Consider the following 23,821-nt stretch of genomic DNA (forward strand, 5'->3'; position numbering starts at 1 on the left):
CGCGAATGATGGTAGAGCCTGAAGCCGCCACTCACCCATTTCGGATTCTCAATGTCGGTCCTCACACGCCGCAAACTCCTGCAGGGCGCCGCGGCGGCCGGCGCGGCCGGCATCGGCCTCTCGACCGCCGGCAAGTTCGCCGGTTGGGCGGCGGCGAAACCCGAACCGCTGATCTTGAAGACTGCAGGCATTGCAGCGCAGTTGATGGCCGGCGCGCCAACGAAGAATGTCCTGACCTATGGCGAGGCCGGCCCGCCGCCGGTCATCAGGATGAAGAAAGGCAAGCCATTCGCTGCGCGCCTCGTCAACGGCATCGACGACCCGACGACCATCCATTGGCATGGCATCCGCGTTCCCAACAAGATGGACGGCGTGCCGTTCATGATCCAGCCCTATGTGTATCGGGGCGATCATTTCGACTACGCCTTCGCGCCGCCAGACGCCGGCACCTTCTGGTATCACCCGCATTGCAACACGCTGGAACAGATGGGCCATGGGCTGACCGGCGTCATCGTGGTGGAAAACCCGAACGATCCTGCCTTCGATGCCGAAGTGGCGCTCAATCTGCGCGACTGGCGCCTCGGCGATGACGGCCAGTTCATCGCGCAGTTCCGGCCGCGCGATGCGGCGCGCAGCGGCACCTATGGCACGGTGCGCACGGCCAACTGGCTCGACCAGCCGCAATATGACGCGCCGGCCGGCGGGCTGGTGCGGCTGCGGGCCGCCATCACCGATGTCACGCGCATCTATGGCTTCCGCGTCGACGGCGCCGAGGCCGCCGTCATCGCGCTCGACGGCAATCCGGTGCCGCAGCGCTTTGCGCCCGACGCCCTGCAGCTCGGGCCCGGACAGCGGCTGGAGCTTGCCATCCGCATGCCCGACGACGAAGGCGCGATCGTCAGCCTGCGGGATGTTAGGGGCACGAAGCCAAAGGTTCTGGCGACACTGCGTGCGGTCGGCCAATCGCTCAAGCGCGATCTTCGCGATCTCGGCCCGCTCGAGCCCAATCCGGTGGCGGAGGTGGACGTAGCCGCCGCGAGGCGCATTCCGCTGGCGCTGAGCGCCACGGCCGAAAATGTCGCGGCCGACAGCATCTGTGGGTCGCTCGGCTATAGTTTCTGGGCGATCAACAAAGTGCCGTGGCCGGGCGACACGCCGGACCCGACCGCGCCGCTGGCCGAGCTGAAACTCGGCCAAAGCTACATCATCGACATGGAAAACCTGACGCCGCACGCGCACCCGATCCACCTGCACGGCATGAGCTTCAAGGTGCTGTCGTCCTCGACGCGCGCGGTCCAGCCGCTTATCTCCGACACCTATCTGATCCAGCCCGACGAGAAGGTGCAGCTGGGCTTTGTCGCCGACAACCCCGGCGACTGGCTGCTCCACTGCCACATCATCGAGCACCAGAAGACGGGCATGACGAGCTATTTGCGGGTGGCGTGAGCACGTAGAGCGGTAGGCGCCCTCGCCTTCGACCGGAATTCGCGGACCTCGACGGGTTGACGCCCTTGCCCGCTTGCCTAGGTAGGCAAGAGGCGCTGGGGCGGCACGCAACTCCGACCGACGGCATGACATCTTTGCGCATTCGAAAACTTGCCCTTGTTGTTGCGGCAGGCATCTCCATCCTGTCGTCCTGCGTCATCCCCGACGATACGTCGCGGGTCGCGAAAGAGGATGCCACCACGGCCGCCGCCCGCAGGGAAATGGTCGGCCTCAGCGAGGCCGATGTCCGCATGTGCGCCGGCTTTCCGACCGCGACCGCCGATGTGGGACCTTCCGGCCAGATCTGGACCTATCAGCGCAGCGTGCAGCGCGGCAATCTCAACATCGCGGTGCCGACCATGGCCCTGGGCGCTATCCCCGCAGTTGGAGGGTCCGTCAACGTCGCGCCCGGCGGCTATTGCAACACGCAGATTCGCATGCTCGGCGGCCGTGTCGCGGAAGTGACCTATGCCGGCGACAACAATTTGCCCAACAGCATCGATGCGCTCTGCGTCAGCACGGTGGACGCCTGCGTGGCCTATGCGCGACAGCGCAATCGCAAAGCGACGGCGGTCTGCAGGTGATCGGGCAATACCGGCCACGCGGAGCCTCCAGTTCGCACTTGTCCTGGAAGTGCCTTAGCGTCCGCCGGGATGAATGGCGCCGTGCTCTTTTTCGGAGGCGCCGGGTGAAACTTGCCGGCCCATGTCTCTGCGGGTTTCGGGCGGCGGGGCGTCCATCAGGTTCCTGACCTTGGCGTTGTTGTGCGCATGGATGATGGCACGGCCGAGATGGAGCAGGATTCCCACCACTGACATTGATACTTCCTCCGTTGGGATGGCGGATACGTCGGCGGCGGGACGCCCAACCCAATGCGCCCCGTCTGTTTCGTGTCAATGACGCGGAAGATGGCTTCTCGTTGCCAATTCGTGACCTGGAACAGAGCAGGCCGGCGCGCAGGACGCAGGATGCAAGTGGAAACATGATCTGACGCCCATATGTGCGGCGGGAAAGAAAAGTGATCCTGGTCGCCGCAAATCGTCCCGAATCCGAAGGTCTTTCGGCCGCCCAATTCGAGACGATGGAGAGGTCGATGAAATTGTCCGTCCTTACTCTTGCCGGCACCATGCTGGCGCTGGCGCCCGCGGTTCAGGCGGCGCCGATGATCGGTATCCCGGCTGGAGACGGCCTCGTGCAGCAGGCGCATGTGACATGCGCGTACCTGACGGAAGACGGCTATTGCGTGCGCCCGCACAAGAAGCACAAGCATTGGAGGCGCGAGCGGCACTACCGGCCGGTCTATCGCACCTACGAGCCGCAGCCGTCGGACGAGTATTACTGGCGCTACGAGCGCCAGCGGCCGATTGTCCGCGTCATCCCCGGCTATCCGCGGCAGGATGAAGACAATTGGGACGATTGGGATGACTGAGCGACTGGCGGGCCCAGAGCCCGCCCCTGCTTTCGGCTGGTGGAGCTGAGGGGGATCGAACCCCTGACCTCATCATTGCGAACGATGCGCTCTCCCAGCTGAGCTACAGCCCCGTTCCAGCGGATCGGCTTGTATCGGTCGCGGCGGTTTGATGTCAAGGCGAAACGGCTGCCCGGCATCGAGCGCCCGAAACGGCCGGGCCTTGCCGGTTCCGCGCGCAATGGCTACATGTCGGCGACAATTTGGAGACCGGCATGATCGCCCTTATTCAAACCATCGTCATGGCGCTTGATATCTACTGGTGGATCATCATCGCCTCGGCGATCTTTTCCTGGCTCTATGCCTTCAACGTCGTCAACTCGCGCAACCAGTTTGTCGGCACCGTCGGCAATATGCTTTACCGTCTGACCGAGCCGGCGCTGCGGCCGATCCGCCGCTACATGCCCGATCTTGGCGGCATCGACATCTCGCCGATCATTCTTCTTTTGATCATCTTCTTCATCCGCCAGTTTTTGATCACCACCGTCTTCTCCTGGGTCGCTTAAGGCCGATCCATGGCCTCGCCGTTCCGTCCGCGCGACGACGGCATCGACCTTTTCGTGCGGCTGACTCCGAAGGCGGCAGTGGATCGGATCGAAGGCATTGAGATGGCCGCCGACGGGCGCAGCCATCTCAAGGCGCGTGTGCGCGCGGTGCCGGAGAACGGCGCCGCCAATACGGCGCTGGAGCGGATGGTGGCGAAGGCGCTTGGCGTGCCGGGATCGGCGGTTTCGGTGGTGGCTGGGGGCACGTCCCGGCTGAAGACGCTGCGGATAGGGGGTGATGCGGCCGAACTGGCGAAGAGCGTCGAGGCGCTTTCCGGGTAATCCAAACTTGAGAGGTAGGCGGGCCGGCGCCCGCCTTTGTCCTGCCGGACATTTCCTCCGCTTGGGTTCCCACTCGTGGCGATCGGCAGTTCAGCGCCGGCGCTTCAATCTCCCAGCGGCAGCTTCGGATCGTCGACCTTCAGCGTGTTCACGCTCTGCTTGATGCGGCGCAGGTTCTCCAGCACCTTCGGCCCGCGCGATTCCGCCACAGTGGTGGCGATCATGTCGAGAATGGCAAGCAGCGCGTAGCGCGACGAGGTCGGCTTGTAGATATTGCCGTCCTCGAAAGACTGCAGCTGGATGACCGTGTCGGCGACCTTGGCCAAAGCCGAATCGGGCGCGGTGATGGCGACGGTGGCTGCGCCATATTGCTGCGCGACCTCGACCGCCTCGATGACCGAGCGGGCATAGCCCGAGACCGAGAAGGCGATCAGCGTCGTCTCCGGTGTCGCGACCGCCGCATACATGCGCTGTAACTGGCCGTCGACCTGGGCGAGCGCCGAGAGGCCCAGCCGGAACAGCCGATTTTGCATCTCCGTCGCCATCATCGAGGAGATGCCGCCGGAGCCGATGCACAGCACATTGCCGGAACCGGCGATGCGGGCGCCGACAGCCATCAGCGTCGTCATGTCGAGATTTTCGCTGGCGCGCTGGATGGCGGCGACCGCTGCCTTGGTAATGGCGGAAGCGATGCGCTGCTCGCGCGCGTCGCGGCTGAGCGGTTCCGGCGACAGGTACTGACCGCCGATGGCGATCGCCTGCGCCAAATAGAATTTGAAATCGCGCAGGCCCTCGCAGCCGAGATTGCGGCAGAAGCGGGTGACGGTCGGCTCGCTGACGCCGACACGCGCGGCAATCTCCGAAATCGCTGCCTTGGAGGCGAAATCGAGATCGGAAAGCACCAAGCCGGCCAGCCGGCGGTCCGATTTGGTGCCGTCCTGCGACATCAGTTGCAGGCGGGTGATAATGTCGGCCGGGGTCTTCATCCTTTCATCTCACAGCGGCAGGCCCGTCGCCTTGTCGAAGAGATGGATGTTGCGCGGGTCGACGCTCACTGGCAGCCGGTCACCCGGCTTCACCTGCAGCCGGTCGCGGAACACGGCGCGCACCGTGTCGTCGCCGATCGAGCCATAGACATGGGTCTCTGAGCCGGTCGGCTCGACCACGTCGACGTCGATGGCGATGGCATCGTCACGCGCGCCGATGATGAAATGCTCGGGGCGGATGCCCGCCTCGACCGTGTCGCCGCCGGACGCTGTCTTGCCGGCAAGCGCCAGCCGGCCGCCGCCTTTGGTCTCGAACCAGGACTTGGCGTCGGCGGTCTTCAGCGCGCCGGAAACAAAACTCATCGACGGCGAGCCGATGAAGCCGGCGACGAACTTGTTGGCCGGCCGGTCGTAGAGTTCGAGCGGCTGTCCGACCTGTTGGATGCGGCCACGATCCATCACGACGATGCGGTCGGCCATGGTCATGGCCTCGATCTGGTCGTGGGTGACGTAGACGATGGTCGATTTCAGCCGCTGGTGCAGCGCCTTGATCTCGGTGCGCATCTGCACGCGCAGCTGCGCGTCGAGATTGGAGAGCGGCTCATCGAACAGAAAGACGGAGGGCTCACGCACGATGGCGCGGCCCATGGCGACGCGCTGACGCTGGCCGCCCGACAACTGCCTGGGATAGCGGTCGAGATAGGAGAAGAGGTTGAGCACGCCGGACGCTTTCTTCACCTTGTCGTCGATCGCGGCACGCGTCTCGCCGCGGATCTTCGGGCCGAAGCCGATATTGTCGGCGGCCCTCAGATGCGGGAACAGGGCATAGGACTGGAAGACCATGGCGATGTTGCGCTTCTGCGGCGGCAGGTCGTTGGCACGGGTGCCGCCGATCACGAGATCACCGGAGGAGATCGTCTCCAGCCCGGCCAGCATGCGCAGGAGCGTGGACTTGCCGCAGCCGGACGGACCAACCAGCACGACGAACTCGCCGCTTTTGATCTCGAGGTTGATGTCCTCGAGAATTTTATGCTGGCCGAAGGATTTCGACAGGTTGCGAAACTGGACATCGGTCATGGTCACGCTCCCAAAATGTCGTCGATGAAAGGCAGGTAGCCGGCTGTCAGTCCGGCGTCCACCGGCACCACGGCGCCCGTTATGCCGGATGCGCGGTCGGAGGCAAGGAAAGCCACGGCCTCGGCCACTTCCGACGCATTCACGATGCGGCCGAGCGGATAGAGCCGCTTCAGCCGGCCGAGGATCTCGGTATCCTTAGCCAGGCGATGATCCCAGGCGGCAGTGCGGATCGAGCCAGGGCAGACGACGTTGGCGCGCACGCCGCTGCGGCCAAGCTCGACGGCGATCGACTTGGCGTAAGCGTTGATGCCGGCCTTGGCGGCGGCATAGGCCGGATTGCCGAAATGCGCGATGGCGTTGACCGAGGAGATGAAGACGACGCTGCCCGAGCCGCGCGCGGCCATCGCCTTGACCAGCGGATCGGCGAAACTCATCACGCCGGCGAGGTTGAGGTCGAGCTCCTGTTCTATTCTGTCCGGCGTCAACGCTTTCAGCGTCTCGGCGCGCGTCCAGCCGGCATTGTTGACAAGGATATCCGGCACGCCGTCCTTGTCGAGCAGGCTTGAGATCGCCGCTTCGATCGAGGTGCGGTCGAGCAGGTTGAAAACGTGGCACGAGGCGATGTACGGGCTGGTCAGCGCCTCGGCCGACTGGTCGCAGCCGACGATGCGGCCGCCGCGCTCGGCCATCAGCGCCACGATCGCCGAGCCAAGACCGCCACCGGCGCCGGTGACGACAATTGTCTTGCCCTCGAAATCGCCCTGGGACACCACGATCAGTGCTCCTCGCCACGTCCGACAGGGAGAGAACGCTACTCAACGAAATGTAATTAAGCAACATGATAAACTGCTTGCTTCCCCGAAAACCATCGATAATGTAGGAAAGTAACATAAATCCTGTGCCCACCGGGCCAGGCGCGAATGCGCATCATGGGAGGAGATCAGATGAGCCTTGCGAAATGGACTATCGGCCTGTTGGCCGGAATGAGCATGCTGGCGCTTGCCGCGCCGGCCGATGCGGACGAGGTGCGCGTCACCGTCGCCGAATACAGCGCCAAGACCGGCCCCTATTTCGAAGAGGTGAAGAAGGAGTTCGAGGCGGCCAATCCCGGCATCACCATCAAATATGAAGTGGTGCCGTGGGACGTGCTCCTGCAGAAGCTGACCACCGACATCACTGCCGGCACCAATGCCGATCTGTCGATCATCGGCACGCGCTGGCTGATCGACTTCGTGCAGCAAGACGTCGCCGAGCCGCTCGACAGCTACATCAAGCCCGAGTTCAAGGACCGCTTCATAGACACCTTCCTGCAGCCCTCGATCATTAACGGCCATACCTATGGCCTGCCGATCGCCGCCTCAGCGCGTGCCATGTATTACAACAAGGAGCTGTTCGAGAAGGCCGGCATCGCCAAGCCGCCGGCAACCTGGACCGAGTTGCAGGAGGACGCGCGCAAGATCAAGGCGGTCGGCGCCTTCGGCTACGGCCTGCAAGGCAAGGAGATCGAGACGGACGTCTATTACTACTACGCGATGTGGTCATTCGGCACCGAGATCCTCAACAAGGACGGCACGTCGGGCTTGAGCACGCCGGGCGCGCTTGAAGCGGCCAAGCTTTACAAGTCGATGATCGACGAGGGCCTGACCGAGCCCGGCGTGACCTCCAACAACCGCGAGGACGTGCAGAACCTGTTCAAGCAGGGCAAGGTCGGCATGATGATCACCGCGCCATTCCTCTCCAACCAGATCAAGGAAGAGGCACCGAGCCTGAAATACGGCGTCGCCGCCATTCCGGCCGGGCCGACCGGCGCGCGCGGCACCTATGGCGTCACCGATTCCATCATCATGTTCAAGAACTCCAAGAACAAGGACGAGGCCTGGAAGCTGCTCGACTTCCTGTTCACCAAGGAGCAGCGCGCCAAGTTCACGCAAGGCGAAGGCTTCCTGCCAGTGAACAAGGAAGAGGCGAAGATGGAGTATTACGTCAACAACGCCGACCTCGCCGCCTTCACCGCGCTGTTGCCCGACGCTCGCTTCGCGCCGGTCATCCCGGGCTGGGAAGAAATCGCCCAGATCACTTCCGACGCCATGCAGAAGATCTATCTCGGCAGTGCCGAGCCGGAGGCTGCCTTGAAGGAGGCGGCAGACAAGGCCAACGGCGTGCTGAAGAAATAGGGCGTATCTCCCTGCGCCCGTGGCGCGCCCCACCCGTCGGGGCGCGCCACATCTGTCCGGTGTGGCAATCCCAGGAGAACGGGCGCGGTTTAAGAACGACCGGGCAATCGGTTCAGACAAGGACAATCATCGATGTCGGCGCAAACGCCGGCGAGGAATGCAAATCCTGATGCAATTGCCCAGGAAGAACGACAGCCAAGCCGGCAGGCCAGCGAAATTCGAATGCGGGGACGTGCCTTGAGCACCAATGCCACTGCCATCTACCCGCAACGCGGTGCAAGCCAGCCGATGCAAAGCCGTATCGTGCCCTATCTGCTGACGCTTCCCAGCCTTTTGCTGGCGGCGGTGGTGATCTTCTGGCCCGTCTGGGATCTCGTGCAGATCTCGACGCATGACGTGAATCGCTTTGGCCAGCTGCGCGACTTCAGCGGCCTGGCCAATTTCCGGGCGCTTGCTGCCGATCCCGATTTTGTCGCCGCCCTGTGGCGCACCGGCCTATGGACCGTGCTGGTGGTCGGCGGGGCCCTGCTCTTGTCGATCCCGGTGGGGATCATCCTCAATACCGACTTCTACGGCCGTGGACTGGCCCGCGTCATCATCATGCTGCCCTGGGCGGTGTCGCTCACCATGACGGCGGTGGTATGGCGCTGGGCGCTCAACGGCGAAAGCGGCATGCTGAACTCGGGGCTGATGAAGCTCGGCCTGATCAGCCAGAACATCCAGTGGCTGGCGAGCGCCGAGACCGCCTTCCCGATGCAGGTGCTGATCGGCATACTGGTGACGGTGCCGTTCACTACCACGATCTTCCTCGGCGGCCTGTCGTCGATCCCCGACGATCTCTACGAAGCCGCGGCGCTGGAGGGCGCGACCCCCTTACAGCAGTTCCGCGAGATCACCTTTCCGCTCCTAAAACCGTTCGTCAACATCGCGATCGTGCTCAACACGATCTACGTCTTCAACTCCTTCCCGATCATCTGGGTGATGACTCAAGGGGGACCGGCGAACTCCACCGACATATTGGTCACCCATCTCTACAAGCTCGCCTTCCGCATCGGCAAGCTGGGCGAGGCTTCGGCGGTGTCGCTGGTGATGTTCGTCATCCTGCTCATCTTCACCATGATCTATGTGCGGCTCGCCATGCGGGAGCAACGCGCATGAGAAACGGCAAGCTGAAACGCTCGATCATCGCCTGGCTGCTGCTTGCGCCATTGATCGTGGTGACGATCTTCCCCTTCGCGGTGATGTTCCTCACCGCGGTCAAGCCGCGGACCGAAGTGCTGACGCCAACATGGTGGCCGAGCGAATTCCGCTGGTCGAATTTCGCCGACATGTGGGTGGCGACCGGCTTCGGCCAGGCGCTTCTCAACTCGCTCTATGTCTCGGCGCTGGCGACGATCGGCGCCATCCTGATCTCGGTGCCGGCGGCATATGCCATGTCGCGCTTCCGCTTTGCCGGTTATGGCGCCTTCCGCCAGTTCCTGCTGATCTCGCAGATGATCTCGCCGATCGTGCTGGTGCTTGGCCTGTTCAGGCTGATGGCCGCCTGGGGGCTGGTCGAGAGCACGACGGCACTCGGCTTCATCTACATGGCCTTCAACGTCGCCTTCACCGTCTGGATGCTGCAGAGCTATTTCGACACCATTCCGCGCGACCTCGAGGAGGCCGCCTGGATGGAAGGCGCCGGCCGCTGGCTGACGCTGCGCAAAGTGTTCCTGCCGCTTTGCCTGCCGGCAATCGCTGTGACGGCGATCTTCACCTTCATCAACGCCTGGAACGAGTTCGTCGTGGCGCTCACCATGCTGCGCAGCCAGGAAAGCTACACGCTGCCGATCCAGGTTTTCTCGCTGGTCGCCGGCCGCTACACGATCGAATGGCACCATGTCATGGCGGCCACGCTGCTGGCAACGCTGCCGGTGGCGATCCTCTTCATCTGGCTGCAGCGCTACCTGGTCCGCGGGCTGGCATTAGGAGCGGTCAAATAGCAATCTCCGCAATTCCAGGAAAACCGTGCAGCGGTTTTCCGTCCGGAATTGCCAAAAACAAATAGTCCACGGAGTTTTGATGCGCATCTTCACCGCCTCCCTGGCGACGGAAACCAACACCTTCTCGCCGGTGCCGACCGACCGGGCCTCGTTCGAGATGGCCTTCTATGCCGGCCCGGGAAAACATCCGGAGACGCCGACGCTGTGCTCCTCGCCGATCGTGGCGCTGCGCCGGCGTGCGGCCAGCGAAGGCCTGACCGTCATCGAAGGCACCGCCACCTGGGCGGAGCCCGGCGGGCTGGTGCAGCGGCAGACTTTTGAGGCGCTGCGCGACGAGATCCTCGACCAGCTCAATGCCGCCCTGCCGGTCGATGCGGTGATCCTCGGCCTGCACGGCGCGATGGTGGCGCAGGGTTATGACGACTGCGAGGGCGACCTGCTGGAGCGTGTGCGCGCAATCGTCGGGCCGAAGGTGGTGATCGCCTCGGAATTCGATCCGCACAGCCATCTGACGCCCAAGCGCGTCGCGGCCTCCGACATCATGGCCTATTTCCTCGAATTCCCGCACACCGATTTCTACGAGCGCGGCGAGCATGTGATCGAGCTCGGCCTTGCCGCGGCGCGGGGCGAAATCAAGCCGGTGATCTCGACCTTCGACTGCCGCATGATCCAGGTGCTGCCGACCAGCCGCGAGCCGATGCGCTCTTTCGTCGACAAGATCAAAGCGCTGCACGGCAAGGACGGCGTGCTGTCGGTCTCGGTCATCCACGGCTTCATGGCCGCCGACGTGCCGGAGATGGGAACGCGCATCCTGGTCGTCACCGACAACGACAAGGAAAAAGGCGACCAACTCGCCGAAACGCTGGGACGCGAGCTCTATGCGCTGCGCGAAAAGACGGCGATGACGATGCTCTCCGCCTCCGCCGGCATCGAGCGGGCGCTTGCCGTGCGTGCGGCACAGAAGGACAAGCCGGTGGTGATCGCCGATATCTGGGACAATCCGGGCGGAGGCGTGCCGGGCGACGGCACCATCGTGCTTTCCGAATTGCTGGCGCGCGGGATTGACAGTGTCGGCGTCGCCACGATCTGGGATCCGATCGCGGTGACCTTCTGCCAGGCGGCCGGCGATGGCGCCGTCATCGACCTGCGCTTCGGCGGCAAGGCCGGACCGCAGGCCGGCGAGCCGATCGACGCGCGCGTCACGGTGCTCAAGGCCGTCAGCGAGGGCTGGCAAAGCTTCGGGCCGAGCCGGGTGACGCTCGGGCCGGCTGCGGTGGTTCGCATCGAGGGCACCGAGGTCGACGTCATCCTCAACACCAACCGCACGCAGACCTTCGAGCCGGACATTTTTTCCAATATCGGCGTCGATCCGATGTCGAAGGACATCCTGCTGATCAAGTCGACCAACCATTTCTACGCCGGCTTCGCGCCGATCGCCGCCGAGGTCATCTATGTCGCGGCGCCGAGTTCTTATCCCAGCAATCCGGCGGTGACGGATTACAGGAAGCTGAGGAGACCGATATGGCCGAGGGTGAAGGATCCGTGGCGCCGATGATCTCTCCCCGAGATGGCCGCTAAGCGGCCAGAGGGGGTTGCCGCGCGTGAAGCGCCGACCTTTTGAAGGCGTCGCGGCGGTCGAGGTGACCCCCTCTGTCGCCTTCGGCGACATCTCCCCCTCAAGGGGGGAGATTTGCTGGCGCTACGCCAACCCTCTTTTCACCATCATCGCCTCGGGCGAAGGCATTTTCCCACGGAAGGCCGTGTAAAGCTCTTCCGGATCCTTCGCTCCGCCGGCGGCGTAGATGTTCTTCCTCAGCCGCTCGGCCAGTTCCGGGTTGAAGGGATCGCCTGTTTCCTCGAAGGCGGAAAAGGCGTCGGCGTCCAGCACCTCCGACCACATGTAGGAATAGTAGCCGGCTGAATAGCCCTCGCCGGCGAAGATATGACCGAAATGCGGGGTGCGATGACGCATGGCGATGGTGTCGGGCATATGCAGCTTTTCCAGCGTTTCAGCCTCGAACGGAAGCGGCTCGGCCGGCGCGTCCGGCCTTGCGTGATAAGCCATGTCGATCAGCGCCGAGGCGGTGAACTCGACCGTGGCGAAGCCGGCGCCGAAGGTGCGGGCGGCGAGCATCTTGTCGAGCAGGTCCTTCGGCATCGGCTTGCCGGTCTTGACGTGCAGCGCATGCTTTTCCAGCACCGCTGGCACCGTCAGCCAATGCTCATAGAGCTGCGAGGGCAGTTCGACGAAATCGCGGCTCACCGAGGTGCCGGAGACCGACGGCCACGTGACGTCGGTCAGCATGCCATGCAGCGCATGGCCGAATTCGTGAAACAGGGTCTTTGCTTCGTCGACGGAGAGAAGGGCCTGCTCGCCGGCGGGCGGCTTGGCGAAGTTCATGATGTTGTAGATGACCGGCTTCGCGCCTTCCCCAAGCTTGTAGCCGGATTTCAGCGCGCTCATCCAGGCGCCGGAGCGTTTCGAGGGCCGCGCGAAGTAATCCGCCAGAAACAGGCCGCGCTCGCTGCCGTCCGCGTTCTTGACCACGAAGACGCGCGCATCGGGATGCCAGGCGGCAATGCCCTTCTTCTCCTCGAAGCTGACGCCGAACAGCTTGGTCGCGACATCGAAGCAGGCGTCGATGACGCGCTCGAGCTGCAGGTAGGGCTTCAGCTCGGCTTCGTCGAAAGCGAATTTCTCCGTGCGCAGCTTCTCCTGGTAGAAGCGCCAGTCCCATGCCGCGAATTTGTCGTTGCTGCCGGCTTCGGTGGCCAGCCGTTCCAGCTGCTTCTGATCGGCGGCCGCTTTTTCCAGCGCCCTTTCCCAGACCGGATCGAGCAGGTTGTGCACCGCCTTCGGCGTCTTCGCCATCGTGTCGTCGAGCTTAAGCGCCGCGAAAGACTCATAGCCAAGCAGCCTCGCCTTCTCGGCGCGCAGCTTCAGCATGTCGCGCACCACATCGGTATTGTCGCTTGCGCCGCCATTCTGGCCGCGCATGATGAAGGCGCGGAAGGCGATCTCGCGCAGGTCGCGGCGCTCAGAAAAGGTCGAGAACGGCTCGTAGATCGAGCGCGACAGCGTCACCGCATAGCGACCCTTCTGGCCACGCATCTCGGCCGCCTCGGCCATCGAGCTCTTCAAGAAATCCGGCAGGCCGACGAGGTCAGCCTCGTCGAGGAACAGCGCCCAGTCGCGTTCGTCGGCCAGCACATTCTGGCCGAATTTGGTGCCGAGCGAGGAGAGTTCCTCGTTGATTGCCGCCAGCCGCTTCTTGCCTTCCGCATCGAGCTTCGCACCGGAGCGGACGAAGCCTTTCCAGGTCTTTTCCAGCACACGCAACGTCTCGGGATCGAGGCTCAGCCTGTCGCGGCGCTGGTAGAGGTCGTCGATGCGGGCAAACAGCTTCTCGTTCATCGAGATCGCGGAAAAGTGCCGCGACATCTTGGGCGAAATCTCGCGCTCCAGCTGCTGGATGGTGTCGTTGGTGTGGGCGCCGGCCCGACACCAGAAGATCGACGAGACATGGTCGAGCGGCTCGCCGGCGAGCTCAAGTGCAGCCAGCGTGTTTTCGATCGTTGCCGCCTCGCTGTTGCCGGCGATCGCGTCGATCTCAGCCTGGTGCGCTGCCAGCGCCGCGTCGAATACCGGCCCGAAATCATTGTCGCCGATGCGGGTGAAATCGGGCAGGCCGAGCGGGCCTTGCCAAAGCGTCAGCGGATGGGCGGCGAGGTCGACGGTCTTTGACATGGGCAAATCCATAGGCGCTTTTGGTGGGGCTGAATGCAGGCGGGTTATCCCGATGTAGGGCGGTGCTCGGCACCGCGCAACAATAGGATCAGTAGGCGCTGCAGTCCTGCGCGACCGCCGTCTGAGTGCTGGCGGTGATGCGGCCGCCGACGACGGTGAAGGTCTCGCGCATCAGCGTGTCGTTCTCGGGGAAATCGTAGCAGGCGAGCACCGTGGTCTCGCCCTTTTCGCTCTTCTCGATGCGATGGCGGATGGCGGCGCCGGCAACCGCGCCTTGCCATTCGTCGATCGACGCGAGGAATTCCTGCTTGTCCTGGACGACGCCGACATCGTCGAGCTTCATGTGCACCTCTTCGGAAAGCAATTCGGACAGTTCGGTGCGGTCGGCGACCAGGAGTGCCGAATACCAACGATCGATGACGGCGCTGTCATCGGCGCCGGCGCTGATCGTCGCGGACAGCAGCAGCGCTGCCGCAAGGAGAAACCTACACCAGATCCGCTCCATCAACCCTCCATCAAAGCTCCGGCCGCTCGAAATCGCCGGTCTCCTTGTTCATCACCCAGAGCTCGCCGGTCGAGATGTCGAACCAGGCGCCGTGCAGGGTAAGCTTGCCCTTGCCCTCGAGGATCGAAACGCAGGGGAATGTCCTGAGATTGGCGATCGAATAGCGGATCGAGATGCGCTCCAGCGCCGTCTGCCGCTCGGTCGCCGTCATGAAGGTGCTGGACGAGACGGTCTCGGCAGCCGGCGCGATCAGGCTCATCCATTTGCCGATGAAATCGCCAGGCGACAGCGGCGCAAAATTGGTATCGAGTGCGGCGCGGATGCCGCCGCAGCGGCCATGGCCCATCACCACGATGTTCTTCACCTTCAGGCTCTGCACGGCGAACTCGAGCGCAGCAGAGGTCGAGTGGAACTCGCCGTCCGGCTCATAGGGCGGCACGAGATTGCCGACATTGCGCAGCACGAAGAGCTCGCCCGGCCCGGCATCGAAGATCGCTTCGGGGGCCGAGCGGGAATCGCAGCAGGCGACGATCATGGTCTCGGGCGCCTGGCCCTCGCGCGCCAGCGAGCGGTAGCGGTCGCTTTCGGCGGGATAGCGGCCGCTCATGAAGTTGCGATAGCCGGTCAGCAGATGTTCGGGGAGATGGGGCATGGGCGCCTTTCCGGGTTTGGGGCGGCAGCTCGTTGCGATCGAAAAAGCCTCTAGCGGCAAAAGCCGGTCGCGGGCAATGCCGAATTGCGGATGGCGGCGTCGCAAACGCATGCCGGCCGCTCCGACCGGTCATGCCCAGATGGCGACCTGAATGCCGAAGCGGTCGGTCAGCGGCGGATCGGGCGAGGGCCGCGCCTCGCCGCTGGCGATGCGGCCGGCGATCAACATCATGGCGGCCGCGTCGAGGAAGTCGTCGCTGGCGGCACCCTTCGGCGGCGCCTGGTCGAGGAAGGTCTTGTCGTAGCCTTGCCGGCAAAGCAGCGCCTTGCGCTCCTTCATGCCGGCCGGGTTGATAGTGCCCTTGATCTTCTTGGGCAGGATCATCGCGGTGCCGCCGTTCAGCCGGCAGAAGGCGACTTCCGGGTGCGATTCGAAGATGCGGCCGCGCAAATCCGGTTGCGCGATCAACAGCTGGTCGATCTCGCGAATCTTCGAAAAAATACCGAAGGCCTGGATGGAAACGCCGCGCGGCGGATTGGAAGTCGTCATCGCCACCTCGCTCGCCCGCCGGTGCGCGGCATACCAGGCTTCGACCGTGGTGAAGCTGCCGGTATCGGCGTAGAGCGCTGCGCGCGATGGTATGGCAAAGACGCTCGACTGCCGTGCTCCGAGCAGCGGCCGCACCAGCGCCTCCGGCCCGCGACCGCCGCGGCTGGAAAAATCAGGCAGGCCGATCGGCATGTCGACGGCGATCGTGGCGTCGGGCAGGGCGTGTAGCAGAGCCTCGAAAGTCGCGAAGACCGACGCCGATGGCGGCGCGCCAGGCTCGCGATGGACGGCGATCCACCCGGCCTTGCAGCCGTCGACCCCGGCCAGCACGCCGCCGCCTGGCGTCACGCCCGCTTGTCCCGCCCGGGGTGAAGGAGATGGCGAAGCTGCACCATCGCCATCGGATGCGACAGGCTCTGCGCGTCCGTCTCGAGCTGCAGCTCGTCGCCGCCGCGTTTCGCCGTGCGCGCCAGGATCTCGTAGACGGCGGCCGTGGTCGACTGCAGCGCCTTCGCCGGCGGCTGGCCGGAAAGGATGCGGGCGAGATAGACGGCGGCCGTCAGGTCGCCCAACCCGTTCGGCGGCTTCTCGATCAGGCGGTGCTCGGCAAGCAGCGCCTGTCGGTCGTCGAGGAGGAAGTTACCGGTGCCGCCCGCCATCATCGAGGGTGCCGAGGTGACCAGCATGGTGGAGGGACCGGCGTGCAGGGCGGCCGCCGTCACCGATTTGATGTCGGGCAGCGGCGCGCCGGCCATCCATTCGAGCTCGTAGCGGTTGGGCGTGGCGATGTCGGCGATCGGCATCAGCCTGTCGCGCAGCGCGACGGCCGTCGGCTCCGGCACATAAAGGCCACCCGAATCGCCCATCACCGGGTCGCAGACATAAAGGGCATCCGGCGTCCTCGCCTTGACGGCCGCAACCAGCGAAGCGACGGCCTCCGCCTGGCCGGCCTCACCGAGATAGCCCGAGAGCACCGCGCTCACCTCGCCCAACCACGGCGCGCGCTCGAGATCGGCCATCAGCGCCTTGAACTGATCGAGCGGCGGCACGATGCGGGTGGCGCGGCTGTGGCCTGGGTGCCAGGGTAGGATCACGGTCGGCACCGCCCAGACCGGAAACCCCAGCGTCTCCAGCGCGAACACCGCGGCGCGGTTGCCGACCGAGCCGCGGGCGACATGGCTGGAGATGACGATGACCGCGCGCGGCGCGTCGGTTTTTTCAGCATTCATGAAATTCGGTTCCTAGCCACCCTGCGTGGCGGCATACACTAGCCAGACCAACAGCCCAATGGCGATGATGAGGCCGAGCGTTCGGCCAATGCGGGTGCCCCAAACTTCGATCGGATCAGAGCGGTCGGCATCGGCCGCGGTCACGTGGTCGCGTGCGTCCTTCGCGGTGCGGGCGACGAAGGATGCGCCGTCCGGCGTCGTTTCGCGCGCCACGCGCTCAAGGATGCGGCGCGATTCATTCTCATCGTCCCGGCGCTCGGCCATGGCAAATGTCCTTTCCGGCCCGGAGCTTAGCCTGTTCGGTCGCGTATTCACAGGGGCGAGCGGCCAAGATCAGAGCGCTGCCACGACCGGGTCATTTTCTTGCGCACGGATTGTGGTAATGCTTCGCATCACAACTTCTGTCGAGGGGACCAATCATGTTCGCCGAGCGCCTTCTTCTACCCTCCGCTTTCCGCAATTTGCCGGCCTTGCTGATGATGGCCTTCGTGCTGCCGCTGCTTGCCGGCTGCGGCTATAACACCATCCCGACGGCGGAGGAGAATGCCAGGGCGGCCTGGAGCGAGGTGCTCAATCAGTATCAGCGCCGCGCCGACCTGATCCCCAACTTGGTCGAGACGGTGAAGGGCTACGCCTCGCACGAGAAGGACACGCTCGACGCGGTGGTCCAGGCGCGCGCCAAGGCGACGCAGATCACGGTGACGCCGGAGACGCTGAAGGATCCGGAAGCCCTCAAAAGATTCCAGGATGCCCAGGCCGGGCTGACGGGCGCGCTGTCGCGGTTGATCGCGGTCTCGGAAAACTATCCCGACCTCAAGGCCAACCAGAATTTCCTCGCGCTGCAGGCGCAGCTCGAGGGCACCGAGAACCGCATCGCGGTGGCGCGTCGCGACTACATCCAGGCGGTCAGGGAGTACAATCTGACGCTGAGGACCTTCCCGTCGGTGCTGTGGGCGACATTCTGGTTCCGCGGCAATGAGCCGTTTGCGAACTTCACCGTCGAGGAAGACAAGATGCAGGTGCCGAAAGTGGATTTCGGCACGAGCACCAAGCAGGGCGGGTGAGCGGCGCGACTGAAATTTAATCGAGCTTGCAGGCCTTGCGTTCCTTCGCGCCCCCCTCTGTCCTGCCGGACATCTCCCCCGCAAGGGGGGAGATTGGCAGCTCGACCGCTGTATCTCCGCTTCCAACGTTGGAGAGTGGCGAGGGTGGACGCGATATCCAATCTCCCCCCAAGTGGGGGAGATGTCCGGCAGGACAGAGGGGGGCGCGAAGGAACGCTTACCTCAGCTTCCTTGGCGTTCTTTTCTGCCTCCTCTTCCCCATCGCCGCCCTTGCCGCCGACCTGCCCCCGCTCACCGGCCGTGTGGTCGACAATGCCGGCATTATCGATGCCGGCACGCGCGCAGCGCTGACCCAGAAACTCGCCTATTTCGAGAAGAAAGGCTCCGACCAGATCGTCGTCGCGACCATCCCCACCCTCGGCGGCGAGGAGATCGAGCCCTACGCCAACCGGCTGTTCCGCTTCTGGAAGCTCGGCCAGGCCAAAGAGAACAATGGTGTTCTTCTCCTGGTTGCGCCGAACGATCGCAAGATGCGCATCGAGGTCGGCTACGGGCTGGAAGGCACGCTGACCGACCTGCACACCAAGCTGATCATCGAAAACGACATGGTGCCGGCCTTCCGCGCCGGAGACTTCTCCGGCGGCATCAGCAAGGCCGTCGACGACATCATCATGGTGCTGGAGGGTAATCCGGAGGAGCTGGAGGCGCGCGGCAAGCGCAACGAGCAGGCGCCGTTCAACTCCGACGACCTGTTCTTCGCCATCTTCATCACCATATGGGCGCTGATCTTCTTCGGCGGCATCGCGCTGACGGTGCTGCCGCCGATCTTCGGCCAGAAGATCGGGCCCGGCCGCTACCGCTGGCTCGGCATGACCTTCGAGCCCAGCCGGCGATCATCCGGCGGATGGTCGTCCGGTGGCGGCGGCTGGTCGTCGGGCGGTGGAGGCTGGTCCTCCGGTGGCGGCGGTGGCGGGTTTTCCGGCGGCGGCGGTTCGTCGGGCGGCGGCGGCTCCTCTGGAAGCTGGTGAGAAACCATGGCAACGCGACCGATCAGTCCCGAGGACCATGACCGCATCGCCGAGGCCATCCATGCCGCGGAAGCAAGGACCGACGGCGAGATATACTGCGTCGTCGCGGGTTCCAGCGACGGCTATTTCTTCCCGGCTGCGTTCGCGGCGGCGCTCGCCACGATTGTCGTCAGCCTCGCAGTGGCCTACGGGCTGGAAGCCTTGTGGCTGACCATCCGTTTGCCGCATTTCGTGCTTGCTCAGCTTCTGGCGTTTGGCTGCATGCTCGCGCTCCTCTGGGCGCTGCCCGGCTTGCGCATTCACCTCGTGCCGAAACGGCTGCGCTACCAGGCGGCGCATGCCAATGCGATGAAGCAATTTCTCGCCCGCAACGTCCACCGCACCCAGGCGAGGACGGGCGTGCTGATCTTCGTCTCCATCGCCGAGCGCTATGCCGAGGTGGTGGCCGACAGCGGCATCGATGCCAAGGTCGGCCAGCATGTCTGGGATGGCGTGGTGCGGAACCTGACGAAGCACGCGGGCGACGACCGACTCCCCGACGGCTTCGCCAAGGCGATCGAATCGGTCGGCGCGGTGCTGGCCGAGCATTTCCCGGTTACCGCCGGCGACACCAATGAATTGGATGACCATCTCGTCGAGATCTGACGGAACTTGCTGAAAATCTGCTCTGCCGGGGCCGGGTGAGGGTTGGTTTTCGGTGCCTCCGATGCCGCCAAGCTCATTTGTGAGAAAGCGCGGGCGCGACAGCGCGGGACTCTTTGCAGTCGGGCCAAGCGGGTTTATGATTAACAAATCATGAACACGCTGACGATCGACATCCGGAAAGCCGACCCTCGCGATGCAACAGCTATCGCGGACGTGCACCAGGAGGCATGGCGCGGCGCCTATTCCGGCATCATCCCGCATCGCACGCTGACGGCCATGATCAATCGCCGCGGCCCCGATTGGTGGGCGAACGCAATTCGCAAGGCAGCTACCGTGCTGGTGGTCGAGATCGGGGGCACGATCGCCGGCTATGCCACGATCGGCAGGAACCGCGCCCGCGAGCTCAGGCAGCAAGGCGAGATCTACGAGCTTTACCTGCGTCCGGAATATCAGGGCATCGGCCTCGGCAGCAGGCTGTTCAAGGCGGCGCGGACGCGCCTTGCCGACCACGGCCTCAGAGGCCTGGTGGTGTGGGCGCTGGAAGACAATTACAATGCGCTGGCCTTTTATGCCGGCAATGGCGGCCGCGACGTCGCCGAAGGCGTCGAAGTCTTCGAGCAGAAGGCGCTGAAGAAGGTTGCCTTCGTCTGGGAATGATGGCCGCCACTTAAAACGCGTTTGCGGTGACGTGCTTCAAGTCTTCGTTTGATACATATCGTTCGCCCAAAACCGCTGCGCAGTCTTGGGCGACATGCATTGGGTTACAATCCATCACAATCTGTGCGCTTCCATTAGCGTCCAGTGCTATTCGCCGCATTGCACCATGAAGCGCCGCCCGCTATCGATCTCACAAATCGAGAGAGGGATTTGAGCATGCGCATCGAAGCCGTACCAACGGGGAAGAATCCGCCAGAGGACATCAACGTCATCATCGAGGTGCCGATCGGCGGCGAGCCGATCAAGTACGAGATGGACAAGGAGGCCGGCACGCTGTTCGTCGACCGCTTCCTGCACACCTCGATGCGCTATCCCGGCAATTACGGCTTCGTGCCGCACACTCTCTCCGGCGACGGCGACCCGATCGACGTGCTCGTCTGCAACACGCGCGCGCTGGTGCCGGGCTGCGTCATCAATGTGCGGCCGATCGGCGTCTTGATCATGGAAGACAATGCCGGTCAGGACGAGAAGGTGATCGCGGTTCCCTCGCCGAAGCTGACGCTGCGCTACGAGAATGTCACCGAATACACGCACCTGCCGGAAATCACCCGCCAGCAGGTGCAGCACTTCTTCGAGCACTACAAGGATCTCGAGCCCGGCAAATGGGTCAAGATCGAGGGCTGGCACGATTCCAACTATGCCAAGAAGATGATCGTCGAGGCGATCGAACGGGCGAAGGCGGTCAAGTAGGTAAGCGGCAGCCAACGCCTGGGCGATGGGGCTTGGGCGAAGCCCTCAACGTCGTCATCCCAGGGCGAAGCAGGAGCGAAGCGACGCGGCGGAGACCCTGGGATCCATGCCGTGAGGTCGCGCGAAAGATCGTTACGGAACGGAATTACTGCACCGTGGCAACGCCTTGATGTAACGGCATGGATCCTTGGGTCTGCGCCGCGTCGCTTCGCTCCTTGCTCCGCCCAAGGATGACGAATGCGCAACCTTCGCCGTCTCGCACTCGTCGAACACCCTCTAATTTCTAGTTATCTACTCGCCCAAAGTCCGGCACGTTGCCGATCACCTCGCGCTTGTCCTTGCCGCAAGCAAAACCCTTCGCCCTTTGATCGGCGAGCTTGCGCGCCTGATCGTTGGCCTGAGGATTGCCGGTGGCGAGCACGAGGCCGATTGTGCAGCCCTCATGCTCCTCCGGCTGCGCGACCTTGGCGACGACCAGCACCTCGGTCGGCTTGTTTTCGTTTTCGGGATTGCTGATCTCGCGCCGATGAATGACGGCGAAGGGCACCGCCTTGTCGCCATTGGTTTCGATGCGCCACTCGACCTTCGCCCCAGCGGTGTTGAACCCGGAGAAACTTTCCCAGCTGGCGGTCATGTCGTCGGAGGGAAAACCGTAGTAGACGGACTCGCGCGCGTCGTCATAGCCGATCAGCACCGGATAGCCGCGATAGCCCGCGCAGGCGAGGTTCGCCCAGTCGCCGTCGCCTTCTTCCGATTGCGCGTAGGTCACGCAGTCCTTCTTCCAGTCGAGGTCGGTATAGGAGCTGGAAATGTCGCCGGCATGGGCCGAGCTACCAAGGATAGCAAAGGCAGTAAGAGCAAGCCAGGCGCGCATCCGAAGACCTCCGTTTGGCGCTTCAGCGTAGCGTTAAAACCCGCGTGAGCCTAGGAAGCTGGGTTGGCGCGAAGGGTCAATTGTCTAGGCCATCGACGCCCGGAACTGGGCAGTCGGACGGTGCGGACCACTATTTCTTCAAGCTGGCTTCAATCAGCAGATCGGCGTTACGGGCGACCGATGCCGCCGGTCCGTCGAGGCCGAACAATTGGCCGCTGATATAGGCGCCCTCGATCAGCAGCAGCAGCCCATCGCCGAGCGTGTCGGAATCACTCGCACCCATCGCGGCCGCCATGGCGCGCAGGCGCCGGCGCAATTCCTGCTTGTTGTTCTCGCTCACCACCCGCGCGGGATGGCCGTGCTCGGGATATTCGACCGCCGCATTGGTCATGCCGCAGCCGCGATAGTCCGGCCTCTGCGTGCGTTTGCCGACGCGGGTGAGGAAAGCGATGATCTGCGCGCGCGGATTGCCAGGATGCGCGTCCACCGCCTCGTCGAACCGCTGCCAGAATTCGAGGTCGTACTTGCGCAGATAGGAAGCGGCGAGTTCGTCCTTGGACGGGAAGGTCCGGTACAGGCTGGGCTTGGTGACGCCGGCGCGCCTGACGATCTCATCGACGCCGATCGCCCGGATGCCTTCGCGATAGAACAGGTCGCGCGCCACGTCGAGGATCTTGTCGGCAGCCTTCGGCGCCGGCGCCGTGCCGGCTCCGCTGATCGACGCTTCAATTTTTTTGTCCGATGGCATTCAACAAACTCGCTTGACAATGTTACTGACCGGTACGTATGAATGGCGCCGCTCCATTGCAACGTACCGGTCAGTAACATGATAACTCATTCCCGCCCCTTTGGCCAGCGCTACGCCTTCGTCGTCGTCGCAGTCATCTTCTTCTGCCTGCTGATCGCCGCCGGTCTCCGTTCCGCGCCGGCGGTCATGATGCTGCCGCTGGAAGAGAGCTTCGGCTGGCGGCGCGATGTCGTCTCGCTTGCCGCCGCGGTCGGCATCTTCCTCTATGGCCTCACCGGGCCATTTGCCGCGGCGTTGATGGAGCGGATCGGGCTACGCCGCACACTGCTTGCCGCGCTGCTGATCATGTCGGGCTCCACAGCGCTCAGCCTGCTGATGACCAAGCCGTGGCATCTGCTGATCACATGGGGGGTATTTTCGGGCATCGGCTCGGGCGCGGTCGCGACCGTGCTCGGCGCCACCATCGTCAATCGCTGGTTCAAGACCAATCGCGGCCTGGTGATGGGGCTGATGTCCGCCTCCAGCGCGACCGGCCTGCTGGTGTTCCTGCCGCTGCTCGCCTCGCTGGCTCAGTCGGGAGGTTGGAAGCCGGTCGCCGTTGCCATCGCCATTGCCACGGCGGCTCTCGTGCCGCTGGTCTTTCTGCTGGTGCCGGAGCGCCCGGCTTCCATCGGCCAGGTGCGTTATGGCGCCGATGCCGACGACGTGCCGCCGGTGTCGCCGGCCGCGCAAGGCAATTTCCTGGCGCATACGCTGAACACGTTGCGCCGTGCCGCGGGAACCAGGGTGTTCTGGTACCTGTTCGCCACATTCTTTGTCTGCGGTTTCACCACAAACGGCCTCGTCGGCACGCACCTCATCGCCTTTTGCGGCGACATGGGCATCGGCGAGGTGCAGGCAGCCGGGCTATTGTCGATGATGGGCATCTTCGACCTGATCGGCACGACGCTGTCCGGCTGGCTCACCGATCGTTTCGATCCGCGCAAGCTGCTTGGCGTCTATTACGCCGTGCGCGGCTTGTCGCTGATCTATCTGCCCTATTCCGGCTTCTCGGCCGTCAGCCTGATCATCTTCGCCGTGCTCTATGGACTAGACTGGATCGCCACAGTGCCGCCGACGCTCAGGCTCGCCAACGAAGCTTTCGGCGACCGCAGCGGCCCGATCGTGTTCGGCTGGATCGTCGCCGGCCACCAGGTGGGCGCCGCGGCGGCGGCGGCCTTCGGCGGCACGATGCGCGAATTGCAGGGCAATTACGAGCTTGCCTTCCTGATCGCCGGCATGACCGGCATAGCCGCGGCCTGTATTTCGCTCTTGATCAACACGAGCAAGCCGGCTTTTGAGCCGGAACCGCAGGCGGCCTAAAGCGCGACTTC

Annotated in this window: 27 protein-coding genes and 1 tRNA gene; 15 read left to right on the plus strand and 13 right to left on the minus strand. The window is 64.0% G+C overall.

The window, feature by feature from the left end; translation table 11 throughout:
- The first annotated feature begins 51 nt into the window (after positions 1-51).
- Together CK215_RS10540 and CK215_RS10545 are read left to right on the plus strand one after the other, a co-directional pair.
- Entirely contained in the window at positions 52-1,446 is a 1,395-nt protein-coding gene (locus CK215_RS10540; protein WP_095830909.1) for a multicopper oxidase family protein, read from the plus strand.
- 125 nt (positions 1,447-1,571) lie between these two features.
- A complete protein-coding gene (locus CK215_RS10545) occupies positions 1,572-2,069 on the plus strand; it encodes a hypothetical protein (protein ID WP_095830910.1) in 498 nt (165 codons plus the stop codon).
- A 54-nt stretch (positions 2,070-2,123) separates the two neighbouring features.
- Here the strand turns inward: CK215_RS10545 and CK215_RS10550 are convergent, their stop codons facing one another.
- Complete coding sequence (locus tag CK215_RS10550; RefSeq protein ID WP_095830911.1) at positions 2,124-2,303, minus strand: hypothetical protein; 180 nt, start codon at positions 2,301-2,303, stop codon at positions 2,124-2,126.
- 275 nt (positions 2,304-2,578) lie between these two features.
- Between CK215_RS10550 and CK215_RS10555 the strand changes: the two genes are divergently transcribed.
- The gene (locus CK215_RS10555; RefSeq protein ID WP_141245467.1) at positions 2,579-2,914 is read left to right on the plus strand and encodes a hypothetical protein; all 336 of its coding nucleotides are present in this window, start codon (positions 2,579-2,581) and stop codon (positions 2,912-2,914) included.
- A gap of 37 nt (positions 2,915-2,951) precedes the next feature.
- Here the strand turns inward: CK215_RS10555 and CK215_RS10560 are convergent.
- Positions 2,952-3,027 (minus strand) — tRNA-Ala (locus CK215_RS10560).
- Between the two features lie 141 nt (positions 3,028-3,168).
- On the opposite strand from CK215_RS10560, the gene CK215_RS10565 reads away from it, so the two are divergent.
- On the plus strand, positions 3,169-3,459 hold the full coding sequence (locus CK215_RS10565) for a YggT family protein (RefSeq protein WP_067002157.1): 291 nt from the start codon (positions 3,169-3,171) through the stop codon (positions 3,457-3,459).
- A gap of 9 nt (positions 3,460-3,468) precedes the next feature.
- On the plus strand, positions 3,469-3,780 hold the full coding sequence (locus CK215_RS10570) for a DUF167 family protein (protein ID WP_067001410.1): 312 nt from the start codon (positions 3,469-3,471) through the stop codon (positions 3,778-3,780).
- A 104-nt stretch (positions 3,781-3,884) separates the two neighbouring features.
- Here CK215_RS10570 and CK215_RS10575 read toward each other — a convergent pair whose 3' ends face one another.
- The 3 genes from CK215_RS10575 to CK215_RS10585 are packed head-to-tail and all read right to left on the minus strand — an operon-like array spanning position 3,885 to position 6,616.
- Complete coding sequence (locus CK215_RS10575) at positions 3,885-4,766, minus strand: MurR/RpiR family transcriptional regulator (RefSeq protein WP_095830913.1); 882 nt, start codon at positions 4,764-4,766, stop codon at positions 3,885-3,887.
- A gap of 9 nt (positions 4,767-4,775) precedes the next feature.
- Positions 4,776-5,843 (minus strand): sn-glycerol-3-phosphate ABC transporter ATP-binding protein UgpC, encoded by a 1,068-nt coding sequence (gene ugpC, locus CK215_RS10580; protein WP_095782651.1) that lies wholly within the window; start codon positions 5,841-5,843, stop codon positions 4,776-4,778.
- Positions 5,844-5,845: 2 nt separating this feature from the next.
- Positions 5,846-6,616: an SDR family oxidoreductase gene (locus tag CK215_RS10585; protein ID WP_095782650.1), complete on the minus strand. Its 771-nt coding sequence runs from the start codon at positions 6,614-6,616 to the stop codon at positions 5,846-5,848.
- 171 nt (positions 6,617-6,787) lie between these two features.
- Between CK215_RS10585 and CK215_RS10590 the strand changes: the two genes are divergently transcribed.
- The 4 genes from CK215_RS10590 (at position 6,788) to CK215_RS10605 (ending at position 11,554) form a co-directional block, all read left to right on the plus strand.
- On the plus strand, positions 6,788-8,017 hold the full coding sequence (locus CK215_RS10590) for a sugar ABC transporter substrate-binding protein (RefSeq protein ID WP_095831109.1): 1,230 nt from the start codon (positions 6,788-6,790) through the stop codon (positions 8,015-8,017).
- 288 nt (positions 8,018-8,305) lie between these two features.
- Positions 8,306-9,175, plus strand: a complete 870-nt coding sequence (locus CK215_RS10595) for a sugar ABC transporter permease (protein ID WP_095831110.1) — start codon at positions 8,306-8,308, stop codon at positions 9,173-9,175.
- Complete coding sequence (locus tag CK215_RS10600) at positions 9,172-9,999, plus strand: carbohydrate ABC transporter permease (protein ID WP_067001418.1); 828 nt, start codon at positions 9,172-9,174, stop codon at positions 9,997-9,999. Before CK215_RS10595 ends, CK215_RS10600 begins: the two co-directional genes overlap by 4 nt.
- Before the next feature lie 79 nt (positions 10,000-10,078).
- Entirely contained in the window at positions 10,079-11,554 is a 1,476-nt protein-coding gene (locus CK215_RS10605; protein WP_095830914.1) for a M81 family metallopeptidase, read from the plus strand.
- Between the two features lie 144 nt (positions 11,555-11,698).
- Here CK215_RS10605 and CK215_RS10610 read toward each other — a convergent pair whose 3' ends face one another.
- From CK215_RS10610 to CK215_RS10635, 6 genes are all read right to left on the minus strand, one after another.
- Positions 11,699-13,753: a M3 family metallopeptidase gene (locus CK215_RS10610; protein ID WP_095831111.1), complete on the minus strand. Its 2,055-nt coding sequence runs from the start codon at positions 13,751-13,753 to the stop codon at positions 11,699-11,701.
- Positions 13,754-13,835: 82 nt separating this feature from the next.
- On the minus strand, positions 13,836-14,252 hold the full coding sequence (locus tag CK215_RS10615; protein ID WP_095830915.1) for a hypothetical protein: 417 nt from the start codon (positions 14,250-14,252) through the stop codon (positions 13,836-13,838).
- A 10-nt stretch (positions 14,253-14,262) separates the two neighbouring features.
- Positions 14,263-14,904 (minus strand): carbonic anhydrase, encoded by a 642-nt coding sequence (locus CK215_RS10620; protein WP_067001427.1) that lies wholly within the window; start codon positions 14,902-14,904, stop codon positions 14,263-14,265.
- A 129-nt stretch (positions 14,905-15,033) separates the two neighbouring features.
- Positions 15,034-15,801: a DUF429 domain-containing protein gene (locus tag CK215_RS10625; RefSeq protein WP_095830916.1), complete on the minus strand. Its 768-nt coding sequence runs from the start codon at positions 15,799-15,801 to the stop codon at positions 15,034-15,036.
- A complete protein-coding gene (gene pdxY / locus CK215_RS10630) occupies positions 15,798-16,682 on the minus strand; it encodes a pyridoxal kinase PdxY (protein ID WP_095830917.1) in 885 nt (294 codons plus the stop codon). The genes CK215_RS10625 and pdxY overlap by 4 nt, the downstream gene beginning before the upstream one ends.
- 12 nt (positions 16,683-16,694) lie before the next feature.
- Positions 16,695-16,946 (minus strand): hypothetical protein, encoded by a 252-nt coding sequence (locus tag CK215_RS10635; protein WP_095830918.1) that lies wholly within the window; start codon positions 16,944-16,946, stop codon positions 16,695-16,697.
- A 155-nt stretch (positions 16,947-17,101) separates the two neighbouring features.
- Here CK215_RS10635 and CK215_RS10640 point away from each other — a divergent pair, with 155 nt between their 5' ends.
- The 5 genes from CK215_RS10640 (at position 17,102) to ppa (ending at position 20,826) form a co-directional block, all read left to right on the plus strand.
- Positions 17,102-17,746 (plus strand): LemA family protein, encoded by a 645-nt coding sequence (locus tag CK215_RS10640; RefSeq protein ID WP_095779831.1) that lies wholly within the window; start codon positions 17,102-17,104, stop codon positions 17,744-17,746.
- Positions 17,747-17,901: 155 nt separating this feature from the next.
- Positions 17,902-18,774, plus strand: coding sequence for a YgcG family protein (locus tag CK215_RS10650; protein WP_095831112.1), 873 nt, complete (start codon positions 17,902-17,904; stop codon positions 18,772-18,774).
- A 6-nt stretch (positions 18,775-18,780) separates the two neighbouring features.
- Complete coding sequence (locus tag CK215_RS10655; protein WP_095830919.1) at positions 18,781-19,419, plus strand: TPM domain-containing protein; 639 nt, start codon at positions 18,781-18,783, stop codon at positions 19,417-19,419.
- Between the two features lie 150 nt (positions 19,420-19,569).
- The gene (locus tag CK215_RS10660; RefSeq protein WP_067001444.1) at positions 19,570-20,076 is read left to right on the plus strand and encodes a GNAT family N-acetyltransferase; all 507 of its coding nucleotides are present in this window, start codon (positions 19,570-19,572) and stop codon (positions 20,074-20,076) included.
- Between the two features lie 216 nt (positions 20,077-20,292).
- Complete coding sequence (gene ppa, locus CK215_RS10665) at positions 20,293-20,826, plus strand: inorganic diphosphatase (protein ID WP_067001447.1); 534 nt, start codon at positions 20,293-20,295, stop codon at positions 20,824-20,826.
- 283 nt (positions 20,827-21,109) lie between these two features.
- Here the strand turns inward: ppa and CK215_RS10670 are convergent, their stop codons facing one another.
- Entirely contained in the window at positions 21,110-21,700 is a 591-nt protein-coding gene (locus CK215_RS10670) for a hypothetical protein (protein WP_095830920.1), read from the minus strand.
- 130 nt (positions 21,701-21,830) lie between these two features.
- Positions 21,831-22,448 (minus strand): TetR/AcrR family transcriptional regulator, encoded by a 618-nt coding sequence (locus CK215_RS10675; protein ID WP_095830921.1) that lies wholly within the window; start codon positions 22,446-22,448, stop codon positions 21,831-21,833.
- A 78-nt stretch (positions 22,449-22,526) separates the two neighbouring features.
- On the opposite strand from CK215_RS10675, the gene CK215_RS10680 reads away from it, so the two are divergent.
- On the plus strand, positions 22,527-23,810 hold the full coding sequence (locus tag CK215_RS10680) for an MFS transporter (RefSeq protein ID WP_067001457.1): 1,284 nt from the start codon (positions 22,527-22,529) through the stop codon (positions 23,808-23,810).
- The last annotated feature ends 11 nt before the right edge of the window (positions 23,811-23,821 follow it).

It is taken from the genome of Mesorhizobium sp. WSM3864, assembly GCF_002294955.1.
Classification (GTDB): domain Bacteria; phylum Pseudomonadota; class Alphaproteobacteria; order Rhizobiales; family Rhizobiaceae; genus Mesorhizobium.